The sequence below is a fragment of the Photorhabdus heterorhabditis genome, from assembly GCF_018448905.1.
Lineage (GTDB): Bacteria > Pseudomonadota > Gammaproteobacteria > Enterobacterales > Enterobacteriaceae > Photorhabdus > Photorhabdus heterorhabditis.
Genome location: NZ_RCWA01000015.1, coordinates 71,770 through 84,694, shown reverse-complemented (window position 1 = coordinate 84,694; position 12,925 = coordinate 71,770). Strand labels below are relative to the sequence as shown.

At 43.8% G+C, this 12,925-nt stretch carries 13 protein-coding genes; 4 read left to right on the top strand and 9 right to left on the bottom strand.

Going from position 1 to position 12,925, the window contains the following annotated elements; translation table 11 throughout:
• Positions 1–47: 47 nt before the first annotated feature.
• The 3 genes from coaE to yacG are packed head-to-tail and all read left to right on the top strand — an operon-like array spanning position 48 to position 1,644.
• Positions 48–671 carry a dephospho-CoA kinase gene (coaE, locus tag EAE89_RS11630; protein WP_054479220.1) on the top strand — a complete coding sequence of 208 codons (624 nt, stop codon included), beginning with the start codon at positions 48–50 and terminating at the stop codon, positions 669–671.
• Positions 664–1,416, top strand: a complete 753-nt coding sequence (gene zapD, locus EAE89_RS11625) for a cell division protein ZapD (protein WP_054479218.1) — start codon at positions 664–666, stop codon at positions 1,414–1,416. The genes coaE and zapD overlap by 8 nt, the downstream gene beginning before the upstream one ends.
• 30 nt (positions 1,417–1,446) lie before the next feature.
• Positions 1,447–1,644: a DNA gyrase inhibitor YacG gene (yacG, locus tag EAE89_RS11620; RefSeq protein WP_054479217.1), complete on the top strand. Its 198-nt coding sequence runs from the start codon at positions 1,447–1,449 to the stop codon at positions 1,642–1,644.
• Between the two features lie 42 nt (positions 1,645–1,686).
• Here the strand turns inward: yacG and mutT are convergent, their stop codons facing one another.
• The 3 genes from mutT to secM form a co-directional block, all read right to left on the bottom strand.
• Positions 1,687–2,079, bottom strand: a complete 393-nt coding sequence (mutT, locus tag EAE89_RS11615) for an 8-oxo-dGTP diphosphatase MutT (protein WP_054479263.1) — start codon at positions 2,077–2,079, stop codon at positions 1,687–1,689.
• Positions 2,080–2,195: 116 nt separating this feature from the next.
• Positions 2,196–4,907 carry a preprotein translocase subunit SecA gene (gene secA / locus EAE89_RS11610; RefSeq protein WP_054479215.1) on the bottom strand — a complete coding sequence of 904 codons (2,712 nt, stop codon included), beginning with the start codon at positions 4,905–4,907 and terminating at the stop codon, positions 2,196–2,198.
• 80 nt (positions 4,908–4,987) lie between these two features.
• A complete protein-coding gene (secM, locus tag EAE89_RS11605) occupies positions 4,988–5,515 on the bottom strand; it encodes a secA translation cis-regulator SecM (protein WP_149616265.1) in 528 nt (175 codons plus the stop codon).
• Between the two features lie 31 nt (positions 5,516–5,546).
• Here secM and EAE89_RS11600 point away from each other — a divergent pair, with 31 nt between their 5' ends.
• A complete protein-coding gene (locus EAE89_RS11600; protein ID WP_054479213.1) occupies positions 5,547–6,071 on the top strand; it encodes a DUF721 domain-containing protein in 525 nt (174 codons plus the stop codon).
• Between the two features lie 88 nt (positions 6,072–6,159).
• Here EAE89_RS11600 and lpxC read toward each other — a convergent pair whose 3' ends face one another.
• The 6 genes from lpxC to murC all read right to left on the bottom strand — a co-directional run bounded on the left by lpxC (position 6,160) and on the right by murC (position 12,892).
• Positions 6,160–7,077, bottom strand: a complete 918-nt coding sequence (gene lpxC / locus EAE89_RS11595) for a UDP-3-O-acyl-N-acetylglucosamine deacetylase (protein WP_054479211.1) — start codon at positions 7,075–7,077, stop codon at positions 6,160–6,162.
• Between the two features lie 98 nt (positions 7,078–7,175).
• Positions 7,176–8,336, bottom strand: coding sequence for a cell division protein FtsZ (gene ftsZ, locus EAE89_RS11590; protein WP_054479209.1), 1,161 nt, complete (start codon positions 8,334–8,336; stop codon positions 7,176–7,178).
• A 63-nt stretch (positions 8,337–8,399) separates the two neighbouring features.
• Entirely contained in the window at positions 8,400–9,656 is a 1,257-nt protein-coding gene (gene ftsA, locus EAE89_RS11585) for a cell division protein FtsA (protein ID WP_054479207.1), read from the bottom strand.
• A gap of 42 nt (positions 9,657–9,698) precedes the next feature.
• Entirely contained in the window at positions 9,699–10,502 is an 804-nt protein-coding gene (gene ftsQ / locus EAE89_RS11580) for a cell division protein FtsQ (RefSeq protein ID WP_214085878.1), read from the bottom strand.
• A 1-nt stretch (position 10,503) separates the two neighbouring features.
• Positions 10,504–11,424 (bottom strand): D-alanine--D-alanine ligase, encoded by a 921-nt coding sequence (locus EAE89_RS11575; protein WP_054479205.1) that lies wholly within the window; start codon positions 11,422–11,424, stop codon positions 10,504–10,506.
• The gene (gene murC / locus EAE89_RS11570; RefSeq protein WP_054479260.1) at positions 11,417–12,892 is read right to left on the bottom strand and encodes a UDP-N-acetylmuramate--L-alanine ligase; all 1,476 of its coding nucleotides are present in this window, start codon (positions 12,890–12,892) and stop codon (positions 11,417–11,419) included. The genes EAE89_RS11575 and murC overlap by 8 nt, the downstream gene beginning before the upstream one ends.
• Between the last annotated feature and the right edge of the window lie 33 nt (positions 12,893–12,925).

The window sequence follows — 12,925 nt, the reverse complement described above, 5'->3', positions numbered from 1 at the left end:
TTTCGGTTACAATCCCAAAATACTATCAAGTAATGTTAAGGGATAGGATGACTTATATTATTGCACTCACAGGTGGGATTGGCAGCGGTAAAACCACTATAGCCAATGCTTTTGCAGCTCTTGGTGTTCCTCTTGTTGATGCAGATATTATCGCCAGAGAAGTCGTAGCTCCTGGAACTCCTGCGTTACAAGCCATCAAAGAACACTTTGGATATGAAATACTAACGCCAAATGGTAGCCTGAACCGAACACTGTTACGCCAGAAAATTTTCACAAATCAACAAGAAAAACAATGGATTAACCAACTCCTTCACCCTCTAATATATAAAGAAACCAGACGCCAATTAGAGCAGATAACTGCACCTTATGTGATTTGGGTTATTCCATTATTAGTCGAAAATAATTTGGGACATCTGGCAGATCGGATTCTAGTCGTTGACGTTTCACCTGAATTACAAATCAACCGAGTAGCCACTCGTGATGGTATTAGCAACCAACAGGTTGAAAATATTTTGACTGCACAGGTATCCCGTAGCGAGAGGCTGGCTTATGCCGATGACATTATCTCAAATCATGATAACGTACAGGCAATTGCTCCTCGTGTTGCCGAACTACATCAACAATATTTAAGATTAGCTGGATCAGCCAGACAGGATAATCATGATGAGTGACCCAACTTCTACAATTATTTTTGAACACCCATTGAATGAAAAAATGCGATCATGGTTGCGAATTGAATCTTCTCTGCAACAGCTCACCAGTCAACGCCATTTAAACTCATTGGCAAGTAGCCTTGCCTTTTTCCGTACTGTTGCTGAACTCCTTGAAGTTTTAGAACGAGGTGAAGTACGTTCAGAACTATTAAAAGAATTAGAACGCCAACAAGCGAAATTAAAACAATGGGCCGAGATACCTGATGTTGATATTAATATCGTCAATAATTTCAGATTAAAATTAAAAGAACGAGCTGTTGCACTAAGCAAAGCACCACGGCTAGGGCAATCCCTTAAAGAAGATAAAATCATTAGTATGGTACGCCAGCGCCTCAGCATTCCAAGCGGCTGCTGTGGTTTTGATCTACCCACCCTGCATCTATGGCTTCACTTGCCACAATCAGAAAGAGATAAAATGGTTTCATTCTGGATTGATAGCTTGTTGCCACTCCAACAAGCCCTGGAAAGTATTTTAGAACTAATACGCCAGTCTGCTACCTTCCGTTCAGAAGTCAGTAAAAACGGTTTTCACCAAGATACAGCAGAAGGTTCAGATTTACTAAGATTACGGTTACCATTAAAACCTTTATTGTTCCCTCAAATCTCTGGTCATAAGACCCGCTTTGCTATCCGTTTTTTACCTCTGGATAGTGAAAAAGGCTCTATACCTGCTCATTTGCCATTTGAACTGGCATGCTGCTAAGATTACAAACTCATTATCCGGAGAGAGATTATGTCTGAGTTATTAACCATTGAATGTCCAATATGTGGTAAAAGTGTGGTTTGGGGAGAAATAAGCCCATACCGACCATTTTGCAGTAAACGCTGTCAGTTGATTGACTTAGGCGAGTGGGCAAATGAAGAAAAACGGATATCAAGCCAAAGTGAAGACTCCGATAGCGACGATTGGAGTGAACAACCTGAGCAATAATAAATAGCCGCGTTATTCATTATTAATGCGGCTATTAACAATTCAAGTAGTCAATAATGCGACAATGCTGCGATTAGCAGGTGGGAATTCATCTGCAATTAAATCTTTCTGTAATACCCACCGAGAAAGCTGACCCTCTTTGCCAAAAGGCTCATTTTCCCATTCACCTACCAAGAAAAAATAAAGGGTAATTAGTCTATCAGGAAAATCATGTTCAACCGTTTTTACCAACTCATAATGAGTAACAGTAATACCGATTTCTTCCTGTAGTTCACGAACCAAAGCCTGTTCAGGTGTTTCCCCTTTTTCGACCTTCCCACCAGGAAACTCCCAGAATCCCCCCATATGAGTATCAGCATGACGCTGAGTAATAAAAATTTCATATTGTGAGTTTCTAATAATTCCAGCAGCTATATGCAGGTGTTTCTTTTCCATATCACTATTATCTTCATCTATTTTTTGGCTGCTTAAACAACCAATAGTCAAATATCGTTTCCAAAGGAGGTAGATTAAGGCTGACAGTAAAAAGGCGGTTTCCCGCCTTTTCATCATTACTGCAAACGCCCATGGCAATGTTTATATTTCTTACCTGAACCACAAGGACAAAAATCATTACGGCCTACTTTACGAACACCACTGGCAATCTGAGCCTCTGTTTCAGACATCAAAGCACCTTTTTCAACTTCATGGCTTAATTGCTGTTGTTTTGCCAGACGTTCAGCTTCCATACGACGTTGCTGTTCTAATGCCTCAACCTCTTCCGGCATTCTCACCTGAACTTTGCTTAATGTACTAATCACTTCATATTTCAGTGATTCCAACATGTTTGCAAACATGGCGAAAGATTCACGTTTGTACTCCTGTTTTGGATCTTTCTGAGCATAACCACGTAGATGGATACCCTGACGCAGATAATCCATTGCAGCCAGATGTTCTTTCCACAACATATCCAGAGTCTGCAACATGATACCTTTTTCAAAGTTACGCATCATTTCAGTGCTAACAATCTCTTCTTTACGTTTATGGACTTCAATAGCCCGTTCAAGAATACGCTCACGCAAAGTTTCTTCATGTAGTTCAGGCTCTTTATCCAACCACTCTTTGATCGGTAGCTCCAAATCAAAATCAGCAATTAAACGCTGCTGCAAACCTTCTATATCCCACATCTCTTCCAGAGATTGAGGGGGAATATAAGCATCAATGGTTGCTTTAAATACATCTTCACGAATGCTACTAATAGTTTCGCTAACATCACTGACATCCAGCAAATCATTGCGTTGTGTATAGATAGCACGACGCTGATCATTAGCAACATCATCATATTCCAGCAATTGCTTACGTATGTCGAAGTTACGGCTTTCTACTTTACGCTGAGCATTGGCAATAGCTTTAGTTACCCAAGGGTGTTCAATCGCCTCACCAGGTTTCATACCAAGTTTACGCATCATACCCGTAACACGATCAGATGCAAAAATACGCATCAGTGAGTCTTCCATTGATAAATAGAAACGAGATGATCCAGCATCCCCTTGACGACCGGAACGCCCACGTAACTGATTATCAATACGGCGGGATTCATGACGCTCCGTACCGATAATATGCAAACCACCCGCAACCAGAACAATATCATGGCGCTCCTGCCATGCAGCTTTAATCTCTTCAATCTGCACTTCTGTTGGTTCTTCCAGTTTAGCAATTTCTGCCTGCCAGCTACCTCCCAGCACAATATCGGTACCACGACCAGCCATATTAGTCGCAATAGTTACTGCACTCGCCTGACCAGCCTGCGCAATAATATCTGCTTCCATTGCATGGAATTTAGCGTTAAGCACGTTGTGCTCGATACCCGCTTTAGTCAATTCATGGGAAACCAGTTCAGATTTTTCAATAGAAATAGTTCCCACCAATACCGGCTGCCCTTTACCGGTACGTTCGCGGATATCTTCAATGATAGCTTCAATTTTTTCAGCTTCAGTCATATAAACCAGATCCGGCAAATCATTACGGATCATTGGTCGGTTTGTTGGCACCACAATGGTATCAAGCTTATAAATAGAACTAAATTCAAATGCTTCTGTATCTGCCGTACCGGTCATACCCGCCAGTTTTTCATACAGACGGAAGTAATTTTGGAAAGTAATCGAAGCAAGAGTTTGGTTTTCGTTTTGAATTTCTACGCCTTCTTTGGCTTCAACAGCCTGATGTAGCCCATCAGACCAACGACGCCCTTGCATAGTACGGCCAGTATGCTCATCAACAATAATGACTTCACCATCTTTCACGATGTAATCAACATCACGGGTAAATAAAGCATGAGCACGTAACGCAGCGGTAACATGGTGCATCAACATAATGTTAGTGGGTGAATACAGGGATTCACCTTCTTCCATCAATTTGGCATCCACCAGTAATTGTTCAATCAGAACCAAACCGCGTTCTGTCAAGTTAACCTGGCGAGACTTCTCATCAACAGAAAAGTGCCCCTCTCCCTGGAAAGTATCTGAATCTTCTTTTTCCTGACGGATCAGTTTAGGAATCAGCTTATTAACTTTAATATAAAGCTCAGAGCTATCTTCAGCAGGGCCGGAAATAATCAATGGAGTACGGGCTTCATCAATCAGAATGGAATCAACTTCATCCACCAGAGCATAATGCAGTTTACGTTGAACACGTTCTTCTGGACTAAATGCCATGTTGTCACGAAGATAGTCAAAACCATATTCATTGTTAGTGCCGTAAGTAATATCCGCTGCATATGCCTGACGTTTAACGGGTGCAGGCATACCTGGCAGGTTGACACCAACACTCAACCCCAGAAATTCAAACAGTGGACGGTTATTTTCAGCGTCACGTTGTGCCAAATAATCATTCACCGTAACTACGTGAACACCACGGCCAGTCAATGCGTTCAAATAAGCAGGCAAAGTAGCTGTCAATGTCTTACCTTCACCGGTACGCATCTCAGCAATACAACGCTCATTCAAAACCATACCACCCAGTAACTGAACGTCGAAATGACGCATAGCAAACACACGCTTACTTGCTTCACGTACTGTCGCAAATGCTTCAGGTAACAGATTCTCCAGCGATTCGCCTTTTTCCAAACGAGCACGAAATTCAACCGTTTTACCTTTTAATTCGTCATCAGATAGCTTTTCAAATTCTGACTCCATACAGTTGATTACATCAACTACCTTACGCATACGACGCAATGTACGATCATTACGACTACCAAAAACCTTAGTTAATAATTTAATCAGCATAATTAGTTACATCTCAGATAAGGCCGTTATCTCGCAGCCAACAAATAGTTATTTATTAGAAACTTGTAAAAAAATGAAGATCAAAGGTAAGCAGAAGGACCTGCCCGAATACCCTGGGCTTTTGCAATCCAAAACACCGTTGTATGAGAAGATTGTGATGCGGTAATCAGGAACTGTGTATCTGAAACCGGTTCAGGTAGCTGGGGCTCCCGAGTTAACAGTGCATTCAGCGTTTCCAGCACAAGCTGCTGAATATTGGAAGAACTTAACCGAATACTTTGTTTTGCTGTTTCATCGTTCATAGGTTGGGAAACAAAAAAAGCAAAAGAAAGCTGCCGGATCATATTACGTACAGCATGTTGTTGCCAGTAATTAGCACCATTATTGGCAGGCTGACGCTGAACATTTTGCTGTGAGAATAGGTTATCAAAAGCCGATAAAGCCTGATTTTGCCAACGCTGACTGGATGATATATTGGCTTGTAAGATATTATCCGTAACACCCACTAAGATGGTAGGAACACCAATACTTGCCGCGACCATCCCTAATAACAGATGTGGCCAGAAATAACGTCTACCAAATTGTCGCCAAAGATTTAGAATACCCATTAATCCTTCGTTATATCGGAACTACTTTTATATGCGCGACAGTCGCCCACAATCATTAGATGTTCTTTTTGAAGACGCTTCTACCGTTGAGAAAAGCCCGCTTCAGGTTATCCAGCAACGTGCTGTCGCTTTATTAAAACTAAATCGGGCAGTTATTAGCCTACTCCCCGCACAATTACATCCGTGGTGCCGGGTCGCCAATTATCGCAAACAAATTCTGGTACTGGAAGCAGGAAACGCCAGTTGGATGACCAGATTACGTTACGAGTTGCCAACGCTGCTCTCTACATTAAGAAGTGAAATTCTACCATCATTGTCATCGATCGACATCAGGATTAACCCATCACTAATGGTTAAGCATGACAATAATGCGCAGAGCCTCGCAAAAACAATGAGTATCAGTCACAAAACCTCACCGATACGTCGGTTAAGTCAAGAGAGTGCTAAGGAATTAATAGTATTGGCGAACCGTAGTCCGAAAAAATTAAAGGAAAGATTGGAACGATTGGCTGCACTAGCCGGAGAGGGTGCCAGCACAGCCAACAAGAAGCGCTAACGCTGAGTAAAAAACGTCAGCGAAAACAAAATCACAGATAGCATAACCCACTGATGTATCATTGAGTTATCTCTTGCATACCCAAGAGTTATGCCATTACAGTTGATGGAGTACGAAAAGCCTGTGGCATTTCAGCTTCATCTTCGAAAGTGATCAGTTCCCATGCACTTTCTTGCGCCAAAACTGCCTGCAACAGTTTATTGTTCAATGCATGACCAGATTTGAACGCAGTAAATGCGCCTATGATGTTATAGCCACACATAAATAAATCACCAATTGCATCTAGCATTTTATGGCGAACAAATTCGTCTTCAAAACGCAAACCATCTTCATTAAGCACACGATAGTCATCAACAACAATCGCACAATCAAAACTACCGCCTAAACACAAGCCTTTAGATTGTAAGTACTCAATATCACGCATAAAGCCGAAAGTGCGTGCACGACTGATTTGGCGAACAAACGCGTCTGCTGAAAAATCCAGGCAGTAACGTTGAGAACTTGAATCAATCGCAGGATGATTGAAATCAATAGTGAAATCCAGACTGAAACCATTATAAGGTGTCATCTCTGCCCACTTATCGCCATCTCCCACACGAACAGCTTCTTTAATACGCAGGAATTTTTTAGATGTGTTCAATTCTTCAATACCAGCATCCAGCAGCAAGAAGACAAACGGGCTGGCACTGCCATCCATAATAGGAATTTCTGGCGCATCAACTTCGATAACAATATTATCGATACCCAACCCTGCAAGTGCTGCGTTCAGGTGCTCAACTGTTGAGATTCGCACATCATGCTCATTTACCAGGCAAGTACAGAGCATAGTATCACGCACAGATTTTGCATCTGCCGGAAAATCAACCGGTGGATTCAAGTCAGTGCGACGATAGATGACCCCGGTATTAGCCGGTGCTGGGCGCATTGTCAGCGTGACCTTCTTACCGGTGTGCAAACCGACGCCAGTCGCCTGAACAATACGTTTAAGTGTCCTTTGTTTGATCATCGTTTTATCTCGCAATGTTATCCATCCTGCCAACCACTATACACTATGGTTGGCGGGGGAGTTTAGCACAAAAAGCGGAGAATCCAATCTTTTAGCTATTAATCGGCCTGTTTACGTAAAAATGCAGGAATATCCAGATAATCTGGTTCCTTGTTTGTTTGTGCGTTTTGGTCATTCACCACTTTTGCCGCAGGTTTATTCTCTTCAGACAATGAGGACAGACCACCAGACAACTGCTGATGGCGGTGCTCCATTGCACTTGATTGAGATACCTTGTTGGTAACTAGCGTAATTTCAGGACGCTTATCCATGCCAATACCAGTAGCAACCACAGTCACACGCAACTCATCATTCATGTCTGGGTCCAAAGAAGTACCGATAACGACAGTTGCATTATCAGACGCGAATGCCCGAATAGTGTTACCCACAGTTTCGAACTCATCCAAACGCAGATCAAAGCCAGCAGTAATGTTAACCAAAACACCACGAGCACCAGACAAGTCGATATCTTCTAGTAACGGGCTGGAAATTGCCATTTCAGCGGCCTCTTCTGCACGATCTTCACCCTGAGCAATACCAGAACCCATCATCGCGTAGCCCATTTCGGACATCACGGTGCGCACGTCAGCAAAGTCAACATTCATCAAGCCTGGACGTGTTATCAGTTCGGCAATACCCTGAACTGCACCTTTCAAGACGTCATTAGCTGCACCAAAAGCATCCAGTAGTGAAATACCACGGCCAAGAACTTTCAACAACTTGTCGTTAGGGATAGTAATCAATGAATCCACATGTTTGGACAGTTCAGTGATCCCTTGTTCAGCAAATGCCATACGTTTCTTACCTTCAAAATTAAAAGGTTTAGTCACAACGGCAACTGTCAAAATCCCAAGTTCTTTTGCAATTTCAGCGACCACAGGTGCTGCGCCAGTACCGGTACCGCCTCCCATACCGGCAGCGATAAATACCATATCCGCACCATCAAGAGCAGTACGCAATGAATCACGATCTTCTTGTGCAGCCGTACGACCAACTTCTGGGTTTGCACCAGCCCCCAAGCCTTTAGTAATACCATTACCAATCTGAATAGTCTGGCCGACAGCAGTTTTACGCAATGCCTGAGCATCCGTATTTACTGCGAAGAATTCAACACCTTCGATGCGCTCGCGCACCATGTGCTCAACAGCATTACCGCCGCCACCGCCGACGCCGATGACTTTAATCACCGCGTCATTGGTTAATTCTATTGGTTCAAACATAGTTTCTCTCCGCTTTGTGCCTTTATATCGAGACCAAAAAACAGATGTAGTCTCTGTATAAAATTAAAACTCTTTTTTCAGCCAGCTACTGACTTTCTTAAACCAGCGACTCACTGAAATATGTTTTTCAATATCCGCATCACCATTAAGGTGAGAGGCTTTTCCGTAATGCAACAACCCTACTGCTGTTGAATAATAGGGTTCCTGCGCATAGTCCGTCAGGCCAGTAATATTAAGAGGTTGACCAATACGCACTTGAGCGTGGAATACACGCTGAGCACATTCAGCCAAACCATCAATCTGGGCACCACCACCGGTTAAGACAATACCCGCAGCCAAATGGTGTTTAACACCTTGCTGACGTAACTGTTCCTGCAATCGCAGGATTTCATCATTCACTAAATTCAGTAATTCGATGTAACGTGGCTCAATCACTTCAGCCAGCGTTTGGCGCTGTAAGCTACGCGGTGGGCGCCCACCGACACTCGGTACCTCCACACTTTCATCCTTGCTAACCAACGAACCCAGCGCACAACCGTGACGTACTTTTATCGCTTCGGCATCGCTTGGTGGTGTACCAAAGGCATAAGCAATATCGCTGGTAACGACGTTCCCAGCGTAAGGGATTACTTTGGTATGACGTAGCGCTCCGCCGGTATACACCGCAATATCCATCGTCCCACCGCCAATATCTACCACACAAACGCCTAGTTCACGCTCATCCTCAGTCAAAACCGCATAGCTGGCAGCCAAACCGGAAAAAATAAGCTGATCGACTTTCAAACCACAGCGCTCAACGGCTTTTGCGATATTTTTCGCCATATCGTTATGGCAGGTAATCAGATGAACTTTCGCCTGCATACGCACTCCGGAAAGCCCTACCGGATTTTTGATGCCTTCCTGATAATCGATCGCATACTCTTGAGGAATAACATGGAGTATCCGGTATTCATCGCGTACACGAACCGATTTGGCAGTATGAACGACATTGTCTACATCTTCCTGGGTGACTTCCTCTTCAGAAATGGGAACCATCCCAATCTCATTCTGACAACTGATATGTTTTCCAGATAACGCCAGATAAACAGAAGAAATTTGACAATCCGCCATCAATTCAGCCTGATCGATAGCCCGCTGTACACATTTAACAACCGACTCCAGATCGTTGACACCACCTTTATCCATGCCGCGGGATGGACAGCTTCCCACCCCGATAATATTAACCATACCATCGGGCAGAATTTCACCAACAAGGGCAGATACCTTTGCTGTGCCAATCTCAAGGCCAACTACTAATTTTCTGTCCGTCGATTTGATCATTGTTATTCTGCCTGCCTCTATATTATTGCCAGTAACTGTTTATTACCCATTGACCGGAGCATCAGGAGCACCAATTAGTAAAGGAGCCCAACCTACCGCGGCACCACTGTCATAACGTAAATCCACATAATCCACTCTTTTCTCTGTGTTCTGCTGTAATAGTGGATAAAGCTCGATAAAACGTTTAATACGACCTGTTGTATTCATTCTTCCCAGCTTTAGTCGGATATCATTATCCAGTGTCAATTGCCAAGAACGACGATCAGTCATTGCCGCAGCTTTTAATTTCAATTTATTGGCAGCGAGAAGTTTAGCCATTGCCCGGTAGCTATCAAGCACCTCTTTCTCACTACCTTGTGGGCCATAAAGCATCGGGAAATGACCTTTAGCTTCCCATTCAACCGGTATACTGAACACCAGCCCTTCGGCATCCAGCATTTGTGTATCATTCCAACGCACATAAGGAACATATTCTACCAGATGAATTCTCAGCTCATCAGGCCACTGTTTACGGACAGTGACTTGCCTTATCCATGGCATTCGTTCAATCTGTTGCTGAATGATATTCACATCTTGCGTCATGAAAGTTCCCGGCTGCCCTAATGACAAAATTGCCTGCCGAATATCATCGTTGGTGGTGTAATGACGTTCACCCGTTACCACCAGCTTTGAAATAGGCAATCTGTTAGCATCTTTCATCCAGTTAAGAACTGCCCCCCCCCCCCAAATAATGATCCCAAGTACCATCAGGAAGAAGATAAGTCCTGCCAGATAAGAGCCGTTACTAGGGCGGGAACGACTATTTTCACTATCCCGCCCTTTTACTTTCAGGGCCGCCTGAGACATATCAATCAGCCAACTCCAAAATCTTTACTACCAATTGTGAGAAATTTAACCCTGCTTGACGTGCTGCCATTGGTACCAAGCTATGGTTGGTCATCCCCGGAGATGTATTCACTTCTAACAGATAGAAACCACCATCAGTGTCCATCATGACATCTACCCGCCCCCAGCCACTGCATCCAACCGATTTGTAGGCTTTTAGTGCTAGTTCTGCCAGTTGTTGCTCTTTTTCATCACTTAAGCCACTCGGACAAAAGTACTTCGTTTCCTCAGACCAATATTTTGCATCATAGTCATAAAAAACAGCAGCGGGCTGAATACGGATAGAAGGTAAAGCCGTCTCATCAAGAATAGCGACAGTGTATTCTGGGCCGTACAACCATTTTTCTACCAACAAGTCAGTGTCATAACGAAATGCTATTTCCAGTGCGCCACGCAACTCTGAAATCTCATTAACCTTAGTCATACCCACACTGGAACCTTCCAGACTTGGCTTAACAATTAATGGTAAACCTAAATCTGCTACATATTCTTGGAGTTGCGAATCAGTAAATTGTTCAAACTGCTGAAAATTAATTGCAACATATGGCGAGACAATTAACCCTATCCCTTGCCATAACTGCTTTGTACGCAATTTATCCATCGACAATGCAGAAGCCATCACACCACTTCCGGTATAAGGCAGCTGCAAAAATTCCAATACGCCTTGCAAAGTACCATCTTCCCCGCCACGACCATGAAGAGCGATAAAGACTTTCTCAAATCCTGCCTCTTTAAGTTGCGTTACAGGAAAATCTTTTGTATCAACTGGATGAGCATCAATACCTGCTTCTTTCAATCCAGCTAGCACGGCATGTCCCGATAACAGTGAAACTTCACGCTCAGCAGAAGTTCCTCCCAACAATACCGCGACTTTCTCAGCCATGGTGTTTTTCCTCATTCAAAGATGGCTGTAATTTGGTTTCAGCCAGATTGCGCGCTATTTTGCCTATATTCCCGGCCCCTTGAACCAGAACTAAATCATTACCGTCTAGTACCTGGGCCAACACAGCGGCCACTTTTTCTGGCTCAGATACCAGAATCGGATCTAACTTACCTCGGCTACGGATAGTACGGCACAACGAACGGCTATCCGCCCCCGGAATAACCCCTTCGCCAGCAGAGTAAACGTCCAGCATTAGCAATACATCCACCTGATTCAATACATTGGCAAAATCATCGTACAGATCACGCGTCCGAGTATAACGATGGGGCTGAAATATCATCACAATACGTTTATCCGGCCAGCCAGCACGAGCGGCTTTAATGGTTGCATCCACTTCCGTTGGATGATGACCATAATCATCAACCAACATTGCACTACCACTTTTGCGGTTAACATGCTCCAGAGAAAAATTCCCCAGAAAATCAAAACGGCGTCCGGTTCCCTGAAAACCGGCTAACGCAGCCAGCATATCACTGCCAGAAATACCTTCTTCAGTTGCCACAGCAATTGCTGCTGCCGCATTTAGCGCATTATGGCGACCCGGTGCATTCAAGACGACTTTCAAATCAACCATATCTTGGCGACTAACAGTAAAATACCCTTGAGCACCTTTTTGCTCATAATGGGTGATACGTACATCTGCTTCCTCACTGAAGCCATAAGTCGTGATATAGCGTCCCACACGAGGGATTAACTCTTTGACGACTGGATCATCAATGCACATGACTGCACGCCCATAGAAAGGTAAGTTGTGCAGGAAGCTGATAAACGTCTGTTTCAGTTTTTCAAAGTCACCATGATAGGTATCCATATGGTCTGCTTCGATATTAGTAACTACTGCCACCATGGGTTGCAAATGCAGGAAAGAAGCATCGCTTTCGTCCGCTTCAGCAATTAAATAGCGGCTACTACCGAGACGGGCATGTGTTCCTGCTGCTTTGACTAAACCACCATTAACAAACGTTGGGTCTAAACCAGCTTGTGCATAAATGCTGGAAATCATCGCCGTGGTAGTTGTTTTGCCATGAGTACCAGCAATAGCAATACCATGACGGTAACGCATCAGTTCTGCCAACATTTCTGCTCTGCGAATGACCGGAATCCGAGCTTCACGAGCAGCAATAATTTCTGGGTTATCTGCTAAGATTGCAGTTGAAGCCACAACAACACTCGCATCCAGTACATTTTCAGGACGATGGTTAAAATAAATCTGAGCACCCAACTTAGTTAGTTGCCGAGTTACCGGATTTGGCGCCAAATCAGATCCGCTAATCTGATAACCTTCATTGGCCAACACTTCGGCGATCCCCCCCATGCCAGCACCACCAATGCCGACAAAGTGGATATGCCTGACTTTTCTCATTTCAGGCACGAAAGCTCTTAATTTCGCCAGTTGTTGTGTATTCACGTTTTCTTCTTCACTGTGTATGTTTACTTCACC

Coding starts and splice junctions, on each gene's coding strand:
- coaE (WP_054479220.1), top strand. CDS start 48: ATGACTTATATTATTGCACTCACAGGTGGGATTGGCAGCGGTAAAACC.
- zapD (WP_054479218.1), top strand. CDS start 664: ATGAGTGACCCAACTTCTACAATTATTTTTGAACACCCATTGAATGAA.
- yacG (WP_054479217.1), top strand. CDS start 1,447: ATGTCTGAGTTATTAACCATTGAATGTCCAATATGTGGTAAAAGTGTG.
- mutT (WP_054479263.1), bottom strand. CDS start 2,079: ATGGAAAAGAAACACCTGCATATAGCTGCTGGAATTATTAGAAACTCA.
- secA (WP_054479215.1), bottom strand. CDS start 4,907: ATGCTGATTAAATTATTAACTAAGGTTTTTGGTAGTCGTAATGATCGT.
- secM (WP_149616265.1), bottom strand. CDS start 5,515: ATGGGTATTCTAAATCTTTGGCGACAATTTGGTAGACGTTATTTCTGG.
- EAE89_RS11600 (WP_054479213.1), top strand. CDS start 5,547: ATGCGCGACAGTCGCCCACAATCATTAGATGTTCTTTTTGAAGACGCT.
- lpxC (WP_054479211.1), bottom strand. CDS start 7,077: ATGATCAAACAAAGGACACTTAAACGTATTGTTCAGGCGACTGGCGTC.
- ftsZ (WP_054479209.1), bottom strand. CDS start 8,336: ATGTTTGAACCAATAGAATTAACCAATGACGCGGTGATTAAAGTCATC.
- ftsA (WP_054479207.1), bottom strand. CDS start 9,656: ATGATCAAATCGACGGACAGAAAATTAGTAGTTGGCCTTGAGATTGGC.
- ftsQ (WP_214085878.1), bottom strand. CDS start 10,502: ATGTCTCAGGCGGCCCTGAAAGTAAAAGGGCGGGATAGTGAAAATAGT.
- EAE89_RS11575 (WP_054479205.1), bottom strand. CDS start 11,424: ATGGCTGAGAAAGTCGCGGTATTGTTGGGAGGAACTTCTGCTGAGCGT.